Origin of the sequence: Advenella sp. EE-W14 (assembly GCF_012923605.1) — a bacterium.
GTDB classification, from domain to species: Bacteria; Pseudomonadota; Gammaproteobacteria; order Burkholderiales; family Burkholderiaceae_B; genus Advenella; species Advenella alkanexedens.
The window spans coordinates 272768-287087 of record NZ_JAAVNG010000007.1 but is presented as its reverse complement, the minus strand read 5'-3'; the positions used below and the strand labels follow the sequence as shown (position 1 = coordinate 287087).

The window sequence follows — 14320 nt, the reverse complement described above, 5'->3', positions numbered from 1 at the left end:
TAAAAACCAGAAACTCAAAATGTACCAGCTTTTGCCACCGATTACTGGCAGCAATATGTTTTCAGACCGGTTTTCAAGTATGCCTCACACCGTTTTCTTCCTGCATTCAGGCATGAGGCACGGCTTATTTACAAGCCCAAATACGCCGAACGGATACGGGGGTCGACAATCAACGCCTGCGCCTCTCCTGACAGTGTGATGTGCCCGGTTTCCATGACATAACCACGATCGGCAATCGACAAAGCACCAAAGGCATTCTGTTCAACCAGCAAGACCGTGACATCCAGGCTTTTCAGGTTTTTGACCACATCAAAAATCTGCGCCACCAGAATGGGTGCCAGCCCCATGCTGGGCTCATCAAGCAACAGGCATGACGGCCGGCTTAACAAAGCCCTGGCAATAGCCAGCATCTGTTGCTGCCCACCCGACAAACCGCCTGCCGGCAGGTTACGTTTTTCCCGTAATATGGGAAACATGTTAAAGGCATCCTCCATATCACGATCCACCTTGTCATCCGTGTACAGGTAAGCCCCCAGACGCAGGTTTTCCTCAACACTCAGGCTGGTGAAAATCTGCCGGCCTTCAGGCACCTGTGCCAGGCCGTGTTTGACTCGACGATAAGCAGGTACGGTATTGAAACTTTCCCCCCGAAAAACAATATTGCCGTCCTGTATGGGCTGGATGCCTGACAGACAGTGCAATAATGTTGTTTTGCCCGCTCCATTGGCGCCAATCACCACCACAATTTCTCCAGCACTGATCTCCAGACTCACGCCATGTAACACTTCTATCCGCCCATAACTTGAGCGTAACTGACTAACACTCAGCATAACGTGTTGCCTCCTCTGTAGCGGCTACCCCCAGATAAGCCTCGATAACCCGCGGATGACTGACGACCTCGGCGGGTGTGCCTTCCGCAATTTTCTCACCATGATCCAGCACGACAATATGATTGGAAATACGCATCACCATTTTCATATCGTGCTCAACCAGTAAAATGGCGGTTCCGCTCTTGGCCACTTGCGCCACCAGTTTTTCAATTTCTTCGGTTTCCACCGCATTGCAGCCGGCAGCCGGTTCATCCAGAAGTAAAAGCTGCGGTTGCAAAGCCAGCGCCCTGGCAATTTCCAGGCGCTTTAATGCACCATAAGACAGGGAGCCGGCTTCAAAACCGGCCGCCCGCTCAAGCCCCACCGTTTTAAGCAGCTCCATCGACTGTTCTTCTGAACGTTTCATACGACGCCGTGCAGACGGCAAGCCCAGCAAATCCGCCAATAACGACCCATTTTCCTGCAGGTGGAATCCTGTCGCGACATTTTCCAGTACGGTCATTGCTGAAAATATCTGCAGGTTCTGAAACGTCCTGGACAGGCCACGACGGGCCAGCAAATGTGCGGGCATCCCCGTCACCAGCTCTCCCGCCAGGCGAACTTCACCCTGTTGTGGACTATAAACCCCCGACAACATATTGAATAAAGTGGTCTTACCTGCGCCATTGGGTCCGATGACCGAAACAATCTGTCCCTTATCAATCGAAAAGCTGACATCCTGCACAGCCCGCACGCCACCAAATGAAATGCTCACTCCTTTTACGTCAAGCAGACTCATCAACCTCTCCCCCGTACCATACGTACCAGACTAGGTAACACGCCACCGCGCAGAAAAATCATCACCAGCATCATGATCAAGCCCAGAACAATCTGTTCATATTCCTGTAAAAAGGTCAGTATCTGTGGCAATGCCGTCAACAGGGTCGCTCCCAGAATCGCCCCGACCACTGACGCCGCGCCACCCAGTACCGCCATGGTAACGATTTCAACCGAATGCATGAAACCCGCCACATCGGGGGTGACAAAGCGGTTTTGCATGGCCAGTAAAGAACCGGCGATCGATGCATAAACGGCGGAAATAACAAAGCCGCGCAATTTGAACCGGGCCACATCGATACCAACAGTACGTGCCGCCACCTCTGAACCATGCAAGGCATGCAAGGCACGACCGGTCGCGCTATGCTTTAAGTTCAGGGCTATCCAGACACCGATCAGCAGAACAAACCCATTGAAGGCATACCAGAACTCGGCATTGTTGAGCGAGATTCCCCAGCTTTTGAGCAAAGCCCTGATCCCGGGATCGGCAACCACCATGCCATCAGGTCCTCCGGTGAGCCAGGCCTCGTTGTTCAGCACCATAAAGATCAGCATGCCAAATCCCAATGTGGCGACAGACAGGTAGTAACCCCGCAGTCGCAGGATGGGCCGCCCCACCACCCAGGCCACAACACCGGAAACAACGGCCCCCAGAACGGAAGCGGTTAACACCGAAACATTGAAATGAACCGGGGCCAGGGCACAGGCATAGGCCCCTATCCCGATAAAGCCGGCATGTCCCAGGCTGATCTGCCCGACATACCCCGTCAGGATCACAATACTGATCACCGACAGACTATTGACAAACACCAGGGAGCCTATGCGCAAATAATAAGAGGAAGGGAAAAACAAAGGGGCCAGCGCAATCAACGCCAGCAATACCAGCAAGGTTACCTGTTTGGAAGAAAGTCTTTTCATTGCTTAAACCCTCTCGGCAACTTTACGGCCAAACATACCCTGGGGCATGAAAAACAGCACCGCCAGAATCACCACAAATGCAGCAGCGTCCTTATACTGCGAACTGAGATAGCCCGCTGTCAAGGCCTCAAGCAAACCCAGCACCAGGCCGCCTGCCAGGGCGCCTTTGGGATTTCCCATGCCGCCAAGCATGGCTGCGGCAAAACCTTTCAGCGCCATCGTCATGCCAATGTCGTAACTTGTCAGGGTAATGGGTGTAATCAATATCCCGGCCAGGGCACCAATGGCGGCAGATAAGGCAAAGGACAAGGCCATGATATAACGGGTATTAATTCCCACCAGCAAAGCGGCGATACGGTTATTGGCGGTTGCCAGCACTGCCCGCCCCGTTAACGTCCGGGTAAAAAACAGCCATAACGCCACAAACACCAGCAATGCCCCGGCAATCACCCATAAACTCTGTGGCAGAATGGTCGCCCCCAGTACATGAATGGGATCATCGCCAGAAAAAGCGGGAAAGCGATGGAGCTCTTTATCCAGCAATATCTGCGTTAACCCGCGAATAAAAATGGATGCCCCGATGGTAATAATAATCAGGCTGGCCACGGGTGCACCACGGGCCGGTTCAATGGCCAGCTTGTTCAAAAGGATGCCAATGGCTGCCGTCAGCACAATCGCCAGGGTTGCCGCCAATAACAAGGGGGCACCCGCCGTATAGGCGGCAGCCGTAATCATGCCTCCCAGCATGACAAACTCACCTTGGGCAAAGTTGGCCACGTCCGACGCGTTATAAATAATGGTAAAACCCAGGGCCACCAGCGCATAGACGGCGCCAACGGTTAGCCCGGACAGCAAAAACTGCATGAACTCAGACATGTACGTCTCCGGAATTTCATCTGATCGTAATGATGAATGGAGGCATGCGCCTCCACAAAAATGGCGTTACTCGATGAGCTTCCATTTGCCGTCCTGGATTTCCAGCATCCGGAAAGCACTAAGATCCAAACCCAGATGATCTGCAGCCGACATGGTATAAGTACCGGTGGTGCCTACCAGACCCTTTGTGTTTTCCAACGCATCCCGAATGGCGGCAGGTTCTGCTTTTCCGGCACGCTCTATGGCATCCACCACCAGATATAAGGCATCATGCGCATATCCGCCAAAGGTGGAAACCGGCTTGCCAGCCATGCTTTCGTATTGTTGTTTATAGCGCAAGGCCACTTCCCGCTGCGGATCGTCTTCTGCCAGCAACTCGGCAACCAATAAGGGGGTTCCCGGCAAACGCACGCCTTCCGCCTCTTTTTTGCCCGCCAGTTTAATAAAGGCATCCGAGGCCACCCCATGCGACTGGTACAGCGGCAAATCAATGGCCAGTTGTGCATAATTCCGGGTAATAATGGCAGGTCCCGACCCCAGTCCCAGGCTCAGGATTGCCTGAACGCCCTCTTTATTGCGTAAATTGGTCAACTGTGGGGTCATGTCCGCATCAGTGGGGCCAAAGACTTCATCGCCCACTACGGTAATACCATAATCACCCACGATATCCAGACATTGCTTGCGCATGGATGCACCAAAACTGTCTGAACCCGATATCAGGCCCACCGTTAACAGATTCCGCTTTTTCATATCCTCAAAAATCTTGGCGCAGGCCATGCGGTCCGTATGTGGCGTCTTGAAGGTATGGGAGCGTACCGGCTTGATAACTTCAATCGCACCGGCCAGAGACACAAAAGGTATCCCCTCTTCCTGCACGGTGGGTATAATCGCCATTGTTGCACCGGTTGTGGTGCCTCCTATAATGGCGACCACTTCGTCATCTTCCACCAAACGGGTGGCAAAGGTACGTGCTTTGTTGGCATCACCGGCATCATCATAGGCGATCAGCTTAAGCTGCTTGCCAAGCACACCGCCTTTGGCATTAATGTCATCCACCAGCATTTTCAGGGTTTGCGCTTCGGGCTCTCCGAGATAAGAGGCAAACCCCGTCGCCGAAACCGTGGAACCGATGCGGATTTCTGCCTGTACGCCTGTTGCAAAGCATAAAGCGGCAAGCAACCCTGCCCATTTACGTCCTGTTTTTCCTGTTTTGTTATGACTCATTTTTTGTCTCCTGTTTATTTTCAGACATTTAAATACTTTCCGGCCTGTACCTGACGACACCGGCCGGAAACAAACACAGCTTAATTATTTTTCAGGCGACGCCACATCGCCACCCTGAACCGATTGGCCACAAAAGCGGAGTCCGCATAACAGCAGTTACCCGCCGGATTGGCTCCCGTACCATGGAAATCACTGAAAGCGGCACTTTGATTGACAAAAATCCCACCCACCAAATTAACGGACAGGTTCACACCCGCTCGGGCAAATGCATCAACCGCCTGAGCCAGACGCTTTTCATCGGTTTCATAAATAGCCCCTGTAATCGCCCCTTTGGTACGTGCCAGCTGCGTGGCACGACGTATGCCCTCTTCCACATCGTCCACGGCAATCACAAAAGAAACCGGGCCAAAGCATTCGGCACCGTAAACGTTTTCATCACTGGCATCCAATGCCTGAATCAAGGGTGTTGCCGTACGTACCTGTTCCATGCCAGGCAAGGCAGCCGAATCACGGATCAGGCGTCCGGCTCCCCGCATGGTGGCAACGCGTTCCAGCGTAGCCTGATTGGCAATGGCTCCCGTAACCATGACCGCCCGCGCAGGATCAACCAGCAGGGCATCCACGGCACTGGCGATACCGGCGGTCACTTCATCAAACGTTTTGCGCTCGCCATTGACCAAGATCCCGTCACGCGGCACAAACAGGTTTTGCGGTGTTGTACACATTTGTCCGCTGTACAGGGTCAGGGAAAAAGCAATGTTCTGGCACATGGCATCAAAGTTATCGGTAGAGCCCAGCACAATACTGTTCACACCGGCCTCTTCGGTATACACCAGCGGGGTCGCCGCCTGTGTACGCAGCCACTGTCCAAAAGCGCTTGACCCCGTGTAATCAATCAGCGCCACGTCAGGATGCAAAGCCAGTTGTTTTGCCATGCCCATGCCATCCTCTTCAGCCGCCAATAACACGACATCTGCAGGCAGGCCCTGTTCTGACAGCACTTCGCGGGCCACCCGTACTGTTAAGGCCATAGGCAGAATGGCCGATGGGTGCGGCTTGGCAATAACCGTGTTGCCGGTCACCAGATTGGCAAAAAATGCCGAGTAGCTGTTCCAGGTTGGAAATGTCTGGCATCCGATCAGCAACGAAACGCCGCGTGGAATAATGCGCCAATGCTTTTCCAGAACCAGATCACCTGCCCTGCCCTGTGGCTTGACCCAGTCGGTCTGTCCGGGAATCTGACTCATTTCCGCCCAGGCGTAAGCCAATGCTTCCAGGGCCCTGTCCTGTGCATTCGGACCACCGGCCTGAAATGCCATTGGGAAAGCCTGCCCGGAAGTATGCATCACGGCATTGGCTATTTCAAAGCTCATGCTGTTAAGACGAGCAAGAATTTCCAGACAAATCCCCATACGCACGTCCAGGGGCGTATCGGCCCAGACATTACCGGCTTCCCGTGATTGCTTCACCAGCGTTTCTGCACTGGCAACCGGATAGCGTATGCCCAATGCCACACCATAAGGGGATTGTTCATTTCCGGCCCGGCCCTGTTCGGGATGACCGGGCAAGCTGAAATCTTTGTTCAAGAGGGCATCATAGGCCTGCTGCCCCTCTTCTTTGGCTTGTTCCCCATAGAAACGGGTACTGGGCATTTCCGGATAGGCAGACCAGAACCCACGATGCCTGATAACCTCAAGTGCCGTTTCCAGCGTAGAACCATGCTTTTCAAATAAACTAGACATTCCTGATTTTCCTGTATGAAATTATTTTCAACACATTATTGACCAACCGGCCGGTTTATGCAATAGTATCGAACATCAAATACAAAAAAAATCCGGGAAAGCCATAAATCCCAACTGAATAAACCGAATTAAAGGAGACAACATGGGACTTCAGTCACATGAAAGTGTTGCAATAAAACTTGAAGAGCATGTTTTGCATCTAACCCTGAACCGTCCTGACAAATTAAATTCGTTCAATGTCGATATGCATCTGGCATTACGGGCAGGCCTCACACAGGCGGCAGAAGACCCTGCTGTGCGGGCTGTTTTGCTGACAGGTGCAGGCCGGGGGTTTTGTGCCGGCCAGGATCTGTCCGAGCGAAACCCTGCAAACGGCCATACCGCACCAGACCTGGGTGAAACCATTGAGCAGTATTACAACCCTCTGGTACGGCAAATCCGCGAACTGGACAAGCCGGTCATTTGCGCTGTCAACGGGGTGGCAGCCGGTGCCGGTGCCAACCTGGCTCTGGCTTGCGATATTGTGCTGGCTGCCCGTTCCGCCCGTTTCATCCAGGCTTTTTCCAAAATCGGCCTGATTCCCGATTCAGGCGGCACCTGGACACTTCCCCACCTTATCGGAGAGGCCCGTGCCAAAGCGCTGGCATTAACCGCGGCCCCACTTGATGCGAGCACTGCGGCCAACTGGGGCATGATTTGGCAAGTCATTGAAGATGATCAATTGCAAATCCGGGCAACTGAACTTGCCCGGGAACTGGCTAAAGGTCCCACTTTCGGCCTGGGCCTGATCAAACAGGCCATCCAGACTGCGGCAAGCAGCACACTGGACCAGCAACTGGAGCTGGAACGCAAGCTGCAACGCCAGGCCGGATGCAGCGAAGATTATGCCGAGGGCGTCAGCGCTTTTCTGGAAAAACGTCCAGCCGCTTTCAAAGGAAAATAAACATGTCCGATCACACCCTTTCCCCCACCCTGGCCCAGGACTGCGCTGACGCCATGTGGCAAGACGATCTTGCCGCCCAGCACTTGGGCATGCAACTGCTTGAAGTTGAAACCGGCAAGGCCTGCATGCGAATGCGCATCAAGCCCCACATGCTTAATGGCCACGGCACATGCCATGGCGGCTATATTTTTACCCTTGCGGATACCTGTTTTGCTTTTGCCTGCAATACTTATAATCAACGCACCGTTGCCCAGCATTGCTCAATCACCTACCTGGAACCGGCATTTGAAAACGACGAATTGACGGCATATGCCCGTGAAATCAGCAAACAGGGACGCAGCGGGCTTTATGACGTCGTTATTCGCAACCAGAACGGCAAACATATCGCCGAATTTCGCGGTCATGCCCGCACGATTAAAGGCACCTTATTGCCCACCACACAATCTTGACTGATCCATCGTCAAAAACACAATAAAGAAACATAAAGCTAGAGGAAACAAAATGGAAAACCTGACCCCCAGAAAAGAAGACCTGGACCCCATCGAAATTGCATCCCGTGATGAGCTGTCCGCCCTGCAATTGCAACGCATGCAATGGACACTTAATCATGCTTATGAAAATTCACCTTTTTACAAAGCGCATTTTGATAAAGCCGGGGTTCATCCATCCGATCTGAAAACCCTGTCAGATCTGGCCAAATTCCCTTTTACCCAAAAAACAGATCTTCGTGATACCTATCCTTTCGGCATGTTTTCCGTGCCACGCGAAAAATTGACACGCATTCACGCCTCTTCCGGCACCACTGGCAAACCGGTGGTTGTGGGATACACCAAAAATGATATTGAGGTTTGGGCAACCCTGGTGGCCCGCTCCATCCGCGCTGCCGGTGGCCGGCCTGGTGATGTCCTGCATAATGCCTACGGCTATGGCCTGTTCACCGGAGGCCTGGGGGCGCATTATGGTGCCGAAAAACTGGGGTGTACGGTAGTACCTATTTCCGGTGGCATGACCGAACGCCAGGTGTCACTCATTCAAGACTTCAAACCCCGCATCATTATGGTCACGCCGTCATACATGCTTTCCATTCTTGATGAATTCCATCGTCAGGGGCTGGATCCACGCGAATCATCACTGGCCATTGGTATTTTCGGCGCAGAACCCTGGACCAATGCCATGCGCCAGGAAATTGAACAGGCCTTTGATATGCATGCTGTTGATATTTACGGCCTGTCTGAAGTCATGGGTCCCGGTGTTGCCAATGAATGCGTGGAAACCAAAGATGGCCTGCATATCTGGGAAGACCATTTTTATCCTGAAATCATTAATCCTGAAACCGGTGAGGTTTTACCCGATGGGGAAGAAGGAGAACTGGTCTTTACGACCCTGACCAAAGAAGGTTTGCCAATTATCCGCTACCGCACCCGCGACCTGACCCGCCTTCTGCCCGGTACGGCACGTACTATGCGCCGTATGGAAAAAATTACCGGTCGCAGTGATGACATGATTATTCTGCGCGGGGTCAATGTCTTTCCTACCCAGATCGAAGAACAGATTCTGAAATGCCATGGCCTGGCTCCCCATTTCCAGATTGAACTGAACAGAAGCAGCTCGCGTATGGATAGCATGACGATCAATGTGGAATGCCAGCCCGGTGCCGAAGATGAAAATGCCCGGAATTTTTCGGCCAAAGAACTGGCGCATCATATAAAAAGCATTGTCGGGATCAGCACAATCGTTAATGTTACGTTGCCCGGCACGCTCTTGCGTTCCGAAGGAAAAGCCAAACGGGTCATTGATAATCGTCCAAAACGCTAAATACTGTTGTTCTGAGTAGGGTCTAGGTATAATCCCCAATCAGAAGTAAGCTAGAATAGCGTTTTTGGTTTTTATTTTTATAGGACAGTAAATCAGTATGGCACGCGTCCGCGCAGCAGATTTCGAGGAAAAACAACTTCACATCCTGGTTAATGCTGCCGCAGTTTTTGCAGAATTGGGCATGGAAAAAGCTTCCATGTCACAAATTGCTGCCCGCAGTAAGGTTTCCAAAGCACTTCTTTACCACTATTACCCCAGTAAAAGTGCTTTGATCTTTGATATTATCCGCTCACATCTGGAAGAGCTGGATCAGGCATTGCAAGCCGTTGCCGATGAGTCGCACAACGACTTGCCTGAACTGCGCCTGCGTAAACTGGTCCGTCAAATACTGGAATGCTACCGTGATGCCGATGACAAGCATATTGTTCAATTAAATTGTCGCGGCTTGCTGGCGGAAGAAGAAACCAACGAAATAAATGAACTTGAAAGGCGCATCGTGATGCGGATTGCCGATGCCCTTCACGACATTAACCCTGAAATCAATAAGAAACGTCCTTTACTTAAACCGGTAACCATGTCCCTGTTTGGCATGCTCAACTGGGTTTACATGTGGTTCAAGCCCAACGGGCCCATCACACGCGAAGAGTATGCCGACGTGGCCACCACGTTAGTACTGGAAGGCCTGAAAAACATAAAATAAAATAAAGTAAAAAACTTCAGGGGGAGCGCGGAACAGGGTAATCATGCCGGCAGGCGTACCCAAAGAGATTGTCAATCGCTGGAACGCGGAAATAACCAAAGCACTTGAAATACCTGCCGTCCGTGAAAAACTGGAGGTTCTGGGCATGTATCCTGTAGCATCCACACCGGAAGCCTTCAAGTCTTATGTTGATGAGCGGGCCAAACAGGCAGGGGAAATCATCAGGAAAAGTGGTATCACGGTTAATTGACGGCGCTTATGCGGCCAGCCTGGTGATTGCTATCCAAAGACTTGAGACTATAATGTCATTTCTCCGTCTCACGCTCATTTGAAGATTTCGGCATGTCAAACCCCACACCGGTTAATGAGATAATTGGCAACCATCCTTCCATGGTTGAATTGAAAAACCTGATCACCAAGGTGGCCCGCAGCAAAGTCAGCACGGTCCTGATCTACGGCGAAACCGGCACCGGCAAGGGGCTGGTTGCACGCACGCTTCATGAGCAATCCAGCCGCGCCAGTCACCTCTTTACGGAAATCAATTGCGCCGCCATTCCTGGCAACCTGCTCGAGTCAGAACTGTTCGGACACGAGCGGGGCTCATTCACCGGTGCGGTCGATAAAAAAATGGGTTTATTGGAAGTTTCCAACGGTGGCACCGTGTTTCTGGATGAGATACGTGAACTTGACCCTGTTATGCAGGCCAAAATCCTGACTCTACTGGACAGCCGCCGTTTCCGGCGCATTGGCTCGGTGCAGGAGCAGTCTACCGACCTGCGCTTTATTGCCGCCACCAACAAGATACTGCTCAATGAGGTGTCGGCCGGCAAGTTTCGGGACGATCTTTATTATCGGCTCCAGGTGGTTTCCATCAACATTCCTCCTTTACGGGAGCGCGGAGACGATGTTTTTGTACTGGTGGACCGTTTCCTGAAAAAATACAATGCCCTGCATGATGCTCATTTCACGGAAATAAGCACCGCCGTCAAGGAAATTTTCCAACAATACCGTTGGCCAGGCAATGTCCGTGAGCTTGGCAATTTACTGGAGCGGATTTGTATTCTGGAGGAAGGGGAAGTCATTACTGAAAAACACTTGCCATCTCGTATTATCCGCGAGGCAAACGGACAAAGCGCCATGATCCCGGATAATACGGCAGGCAGCACCGGTCATGATGACGCCCTATCAGCCAGTGATTATTTCGAACAGACGGCACGCTTCCAGAAGTCACTCATTTTGCAGGCCCTAAAACGCAGTGCCGGCAACCAGACTCTGGCTGCCAGCATCCTGGGCATATCCCGTCATGCCTTGCGTCACCAACTGTCCAGGCTTGGAATAACGCCCTGAGCCCACAGAAACCGACATCAGTTGGCCTGGATCTGGTGTTGGTCCGCCAGCTTTTTCCATCGCTCAAGATCACCCGAAACGCGCTGGGCAAACTCCTCACTGCTCATGGCAGAGGGAACCGTCCCATCCATCTCGAGCAAACGTGCCAGCTGTTTGGACTGACTGATTTCATTCAGTGCCTCATTCAGGGTTTCAATGAATTCGGGCGATGTGCCCGCAGGTGCAAAAATCCCCACCCAAATATCCACGTCATAGCCCGGCAGGGTTTGTGAAGCGGGCGGCAAGTCAGGAAATGCAGGATGTACGCCCGGTGCCGTTGTTGCCAGCAATTTTACCTTGCCGGTGGGCAACAATGGCGCCAAAGAACTGTAGTTGGCCAGCATAATGTCCAGCCGTTCACCGGCAAGGTCGGCAGCCGCATTGGCCGCTCCTTTATATGGCACATGCGTCATTTTCACATCGGCCGAATCTTCCATTAATGTTGTGGCCAAGTGCGCCAGTGAGCCAATTCCCGATGATCCATAATTGACGGCACCAGGACTCATGCGGGCTTTGTTCATGACATCCGACAATGAGGCATAGGGCTTCTGCGCGGGAACCGCGATCACCAGTGGTCCCTGCCCGATCATGGCAACGGGCGTAAAGCTCTTGATGGGGTCATAGGGCAAAGACGGTTGCGTGGCCGCGGTTGTTACAAATGTAGACGAGGTGAGTAGCAAAGTGGAACCGTCATTGGGCGCCTTTGCCACATAATTTGATCCAATGACCCCTGCCGCACCCGCCCTGTTTTCAACAATCACAGGGCGCTTGAGTTTGTCAGAAAGTAACGGAGCAATAACACGGGCAATTGAATCATTGCTGGCCCCGGTGGAAAAAGGCACCACAAGCGTGATGGGTGAGGCTGCATTAGCCTGGGAAGCCAGCAATAATACAGAGCTTAAGATAAGTGTTGCTTTGCTGATGAAGTATTTCATGATTGTCTCTTTATATTAGCTAATTATAGGTTACGTTATTTGAATGAAATTTCATTCATTAAAGATCGACAGGCAGCTCCAGCAATGGCGCGTATTGTTGTGCGCCAAAAATATCGCCATCACCGGCCGAACCACTGGGTCTTTGACGGTATATTGTGAATTTGATCGCCAGACCCGGATCGTATTCAACAAAATCCGAAATACGCTCATCAGAAATATTGTACAAATCACATACTGTCTGTCTGGAAAGCGCTCCTGATTTTTTAACTGCCTGATAGGTTTCCTGATCCCTGAAGATGATATCAAACGTGATTTTATTGACACCGGCATTTTTGCTGCGAATGGTTTTGGCTAATTGGTTCAGTTTATAGCTTGTCATGATAAGGCTCCTTGTTATACGCCAGCGGTAATCATATTGGTTGGGAAAAGTTCAAGCACATCATCAACAGGCATGGTGTGGTTAAGTGTCCAGCGATAGGCGGCACTGGCTTCAACCACCTCATCCAACGGGAAGGATACCGAGCCTGCGGTGCCTTTGACATCAGGCAAGCGGGCATAAAACATCTGGCGCAGACCGATCAATGTCAGCTCTTCCGCCATTTCACGCGTTGGTGCAACGCCCTGTACCAGGACACCCACTTCATGTCCTGTCTGATGCCGTAATGGTTCCAGCGCTCCCATCACACCGTCACGGCCATATACGCTGTAATGCAGCTGATAACCCTCATCACCAAACCGCTCTTGTACTTTTTCTCTGGCCCAGCCAATGACCCGGTCTATATTTGCAATGGTATAAGGGTCACGCACGCCACAAAACCCGATGAACCGCTCCCCCACTTTTCCTGAACCTTCCAGTTTTACGCGAATCTGCTGTGCAGGATGAAAACGTGAACCCGTAATTCGGGTGGTTTTCTCTGTAAGCTGTTCATAATGACAATCAGTCATATCCAGTCTACCGCCCGCAAAAAATTCTTCGAAGGGGTTTGAACGCTCATACATGGCATGACCGGCTACCGAAGCAATCGTGCAACGCTGCTCCGGGTGCATGGCGGTCACCTGGACATCATCATGAGAGATTTCCCCCATCACCGTTTCCTTGCCACCATACGGTTCGGCACAAAACGATGCGCACTCCAGAACCTTACCAAGATAGTAGGCTTTGTCCTCTGGAAAGCCCTTGAAAATCGCCGGTGCCGCAAATACGGCCGCATCGGAACTTCTTCCGCCAATAATAACATCAGCCCCCTGCTCCAGAAGCTTGATATAAGGATGTACCCCCGCGACGGCCACAATACGGTCAGTGGCATCCAGTTCGGCTTCTGTCAGGTCATCAAAACCATCCAGGCCGGTCACACTGTCCCCATTACGGATTTTCATGCGAACCGTTTCCTTATCCACTTCGGAATAAAAATAACCCAGCTTGAATTTGGGCAAATTATGTTTTTCCGCCAGTTCCTGAATAATGCGGACATACATATCAACCCGGCTATTGGAACCGGTATCACCCGCCGAACCAATAATCATGGGTACGCCCAGCCGGCGCGAAGCCAATAGCATTTCTTCCAGGTCATGCATCTGCCATGCTTGCGGACTGGTGGAGGTATCTGAACCCAAAGGCACGGGGCCGACATCATCACTGCCGGAATCCGCTGCAATAAAATCCGGTGCCGCCTGAACTCCAATATGAAAACTTTCGGTTCTCAACGGGGCAAAACCCAAATGACCGTTAGGACAAATAATCTTCATCGATTTCATGTTTCTACTCTCTTGTATGGCATTAAAAATTTACGCATTCGCGTAATCCACACTACATACAGCAAAATACATGCCAATTTTCATTAATAAAAAAAATCGTTTAATATCAATGAGTTAATAAATCCAGTGTTATTTATTTATTTTTTAATGTGAGCAATTTTCACGCTATAATGCGTGTAAATAACACATTAATCATCTTTTGCAAGCTACGCAATACTCGTTCCCATGCTCTGCGTTGGAAAGCCCGCCTCCCAGCCATTAAAAAGCCCACCTTGATCTACATCACGCGTAAATAATTATTTCTTGACAGCCAATGCATTCTCCCTTAAATTTGTCCGTACATTACAAACATACGTACAAATATAATAATTCTTATAAGA

The 14320-nt window shown here is 51.3% G+C and carries 15 protein-coding genes; 6 read left to right on the top strand and 9 right to left on the bottom strand.

Annotated features, from left to right (window positions below; genetic code table 11):
- Positions 1-128 precede the first annotated feature (128 nt).
- The 6 genes from HCX92_RS05480 to paaN all read right to left on the bottom strand — a co-directional run bounded on the left by HCX92_RS05480 (position 129) and on the right by paaN (position 6406).
- Complete coding sequence (locus tag HCX92_RS05480) at positions 129-830, bottom strand: ABC transporter ATP-binding protein (RefSeq protein ID WP_169293921.1); 702 nt, start codon at positions 828-830, stop codon at positions 129-131.
- Positions 817-1608 carry an ABC transporter ATP-binding protein gene (locus tag HCX92_RS05475; protein ID WP_169293920.1) on the bottom strand — a complete coding sequence of 264 codons (792 nt, stop codon included), beginning with the start codon at positions 1606-1608 and terminating at the stop codon, positions 817-819. Before HCX92_RS05475 ends, HCX92_RS05480 begins: the two co-directional genes overlap by 14 nt.
- Positions 1608-2564: a branched-chain amino acid ABC transporter permease gene (locus tag HCX92_RS05470; protein WP_169293919.1), complete on the bottom strand. Its 957-nt coding sequence runs from the start codon at positions 2562-2564 to the stop codon at positions 1608-1610. The genes HCX92_RS05475 and HCX92_RS05470 overlap by 1 nt, the downstream gene beginning before the upstream one ends.
- A 3-nt stretch (positions 2565-2567) precedes the next feature.
- On the bottom strand, positions 2568-3440 hold the full coding sequence (locus HCX92_RS05465) for a branched-chain amino acid ABC transporter permease (RefSeq protein WP_169293918.1): 873 nt from the start codon (positions 3438-3440) through the stop codon (positions 2568-2570).
- A gap of 66 nt (positions 3441-3506) precedes the next feature.
- Positions 3507-4664 carry an ABC transporter substrate-binding protein gene (locus HCX92_RS05460; RefSeq protein WP_169293917.1) on the bottom strand — a complete coding sequence of 386 codons (1158 nt, stop codon included), beginning with the start codon at positions 4662-4664 and terminating at the stop codon, positions 3507-3509.
- Between the two features lie 80 nt (positions 4665-4744).
- Entirely contained in the window at positions 4745-6406 is a 1662-nt protein-coding gene (paaN, locus tag HCX92_RS05455; protein WP_169293916.1) for a phenylacetic acid degradation protein PaaN, read from the bottom strand.
- A gap of 142 nt (positions 6407-6548) precedes the next feature.
- Between paaN and paaG the strand changes: the two genes are divergently transcribed.
- From paaG to HCX92_RS05425, 6 genes are all read left to right on the top strand, one after another.
- Positions 6549-7349 (top strand): 2-(1,2-epoxy-1,2-dihydrophenyl)acetyl-CoA isomerase PaaG, encoded by an 801-nt coding sequence (gene paaG, locus HCX92_RS05450; protein WP_169293915.1) that lies wholly within the window; start codon positions 6549-6551, stop codon positions 7347-7349.
- Positions 7350-7351: 2 nt separating this feature from the next.
- Positions 7352-7798, top strand: a complete 447-nt coding sequence (gene paaI / locus HCX92_RS05445) for a hydroxyphenylacetyl-CoA thioesterase PaaI (protein ID WP_169293914.1) — start codon at positions 7352-7354, stop codon at positions 7796-7798.
- Between the two features lie 52 nt (positions 7799-7850).
- Positions 7851-9164, top strand: a complete 1314-nt coding sequence (paaK, locus tag HCX92_RS05440) for a phenylacetate--CoA ligase PaaK (protein WP_169293913.1) — start codon at positions 7851-7853, stop codon at positions 9162-9164.
- A gap of 97 nt (positions 9165-9261) precedes the next feature.
- Complete coding sequence (locus HCX92_RS05435; RefSeq protein ID WP_169293912.1) at positions 9262-9864, top strand: TetR/AcrR family transcriptional regulator; 603 nt, start codon at positions 9262-9264, stop codon at positions 9862-9864.
- 43 nt (positions 9865-9907) lie between these two features.
- A complete protein-coding gene (locus tag HCX92_RS05430; protein ID WP_169293911.1) occupies positions 9908-10114 on the top strand; it encodes a tripartite tricarboxylate transporter substrate-binding protein in 207 nt (68 codons plus the stop codon).
- Between the two features lie 92 nt (positions 10115-10206).
- A complete protein-coding gene (locus HCX92_RS05425; protein WP_169293910.1) occupies positions 10207-11211 on the top strand; it encodes a sigma-54-dependent Fis family transcriptional regulator in 1005 nt (334 codons plus the stop codon).
- Between the two features lie 17 nt (positions 11212-11228).
- Here HCX92_RS05425 and HCX92_RS05420 read toward each other — a convergent pair whose 3' ends face one another.
- The 3 genes from HCX92_RS05420 to HCX92_RS05410 are packed head-to-tail and all read right to left on the bottom strand — an operon-like array spanning position 11229 to position 13940.
- Positions 11229-12185: a tripartite tricarboxylate transporter substrate-binding protein gene (locus HCX92_RS05420; protein WP_169293909.1), complete on the bottom strand. Its 957-nt coding sequence runs from the start codon at positions 12183-12185 to the stop codon at positions 11229-11231.
- 58 nt (positions 12186-12243) lie between these two features.
- Positions 12244-12564 carry a DUF4387 domain-containing protein gene (locus tag HCX92_RS05415; RefSeq protein ID WP_169293908.1) on the bottom strand — a complete coding sequence of 107 codons (321 nt, stop codon included), beginning with the start codon at positions 12562-12564 and terminating at the stop codon, positions 12244-12246.
- 14 nt (positions 12565-12578) lie between these two features.
- Positions 12579-13940, bottom strand: coding sequence for an acyclic terpene utilization AtuA family protein (locus HCX92_RS05410; RefSeq protein ID WP_169293907.1), 1362 nt, complete (start codon positions 13938-13940; stop codon positions 12579-12581).
- Between the last annotated feature and the right edge of the window lie 380 nt (positions 13941-14320).

Bases quoted from the DNA above. Each gene is read 5' to 3' on its own strand.
- HCX92_RS05480 (WP_169293921.1), bottom strand. From the start codon at position 830: ATGCTGAGTGTTAGTCAGTTACGCTCAAGTTATGGGCGGATAGAAGTG.
- HCX92_RS05475 (WP_169293920.1), bottom strand. From the start codon at position 1,608: ATGAGTCTGCTTGACGTAAAAGGAGTGAGCATTTCATTTGGTGGCGTG.
- HCX92_RS05470 (WP_169293919.1), bottom strand. From the start codon at position 2,564: ATGAAAAGACTTTCTTCCAAACAGGTAACCTTGCTGGTATTGCTGGCG.
- HCX92_RS05465 (WP_169293918.1), bottom strand. From the start codon at position 3,440: ATGTCTGAGTTCATGCAGTTTTTGCTGTCCGGGCTAACCGTTGGCGCC.
- HCX92_RS05460 (WP_169293917.1), bottom strand. From the start codon at position 4,664: ATGAGTCATAACAAAACAGGAAAAACAGGACGTAAATGGGCAGGGTTG.
- paaN (WP_169293916.1), bottom strand. From the start codon at position 6,406: ATGTCTAGTTTATTTGAAAAGCATGGTTCTACGCTGGAAACGGCACTT.
- paaG (WP_169293915.1), top strand. From the start codon at position 6,549: ATGGGACTTCAGTCACATGAAAGTGTTGCAATAAAACTTGAAGAGCAT.
- paaI (WP_169293914.1), top strand. From the start codon at position 7,352: ATGTCCGATCACACCCTTTCCCCCACCCTGGCCCAGGACTGCGCTGAC.
- paaK (WP_169293913.1), top strand. From the start codon at position 7,851: ATGGAAAACCTGACCCCCAGAAAAGAAGACCTGGACCCCATCGAAATT.
- HCX92_RS05435 (WP_169293912.1), top strand. From the start codon at position 9,262: ATGGCACGCGTCCGCGCAGCAGATTTCGAGGAAAAACAACTTCACATC.
- HCX92_RS05430 (WP_169293911.1), top strand. From the start codon at position 9,908: ATGCCGGCAGGCGTACCCAAAGAGATTGTCAATCGCTGGAACGCGGAA.
- HCX92_RS05425 (WP_169293910.1), top strand. From the start codon at position 10,207: ATGTCAAACCCCACACCGGTTAATGAGATAATTGGCAACCATCCTTCC.
- HCX92_RS05420 (WP_169293909.1), bottom strand. From the start codon at position 12,185: ATGAAATACTTCATCAGCAAAGCAACACTTATCTTAAGCTCTGTATTA.
- HCX92_RS05415 (WP_169293908.1), bottom strand. From the start codon at position 12,564: ATGACAAGCTATAAACTGAACCAATTAGCCAAAACCATTCGCAGCAAA.
- HCX92_RS05410 (WP_169293907.1), bottom strand. From the start codon at position 13,940: ATGAAATCGATGAAGATTATTTGTCCTAACGGTCATTTGGGTTTTGCC.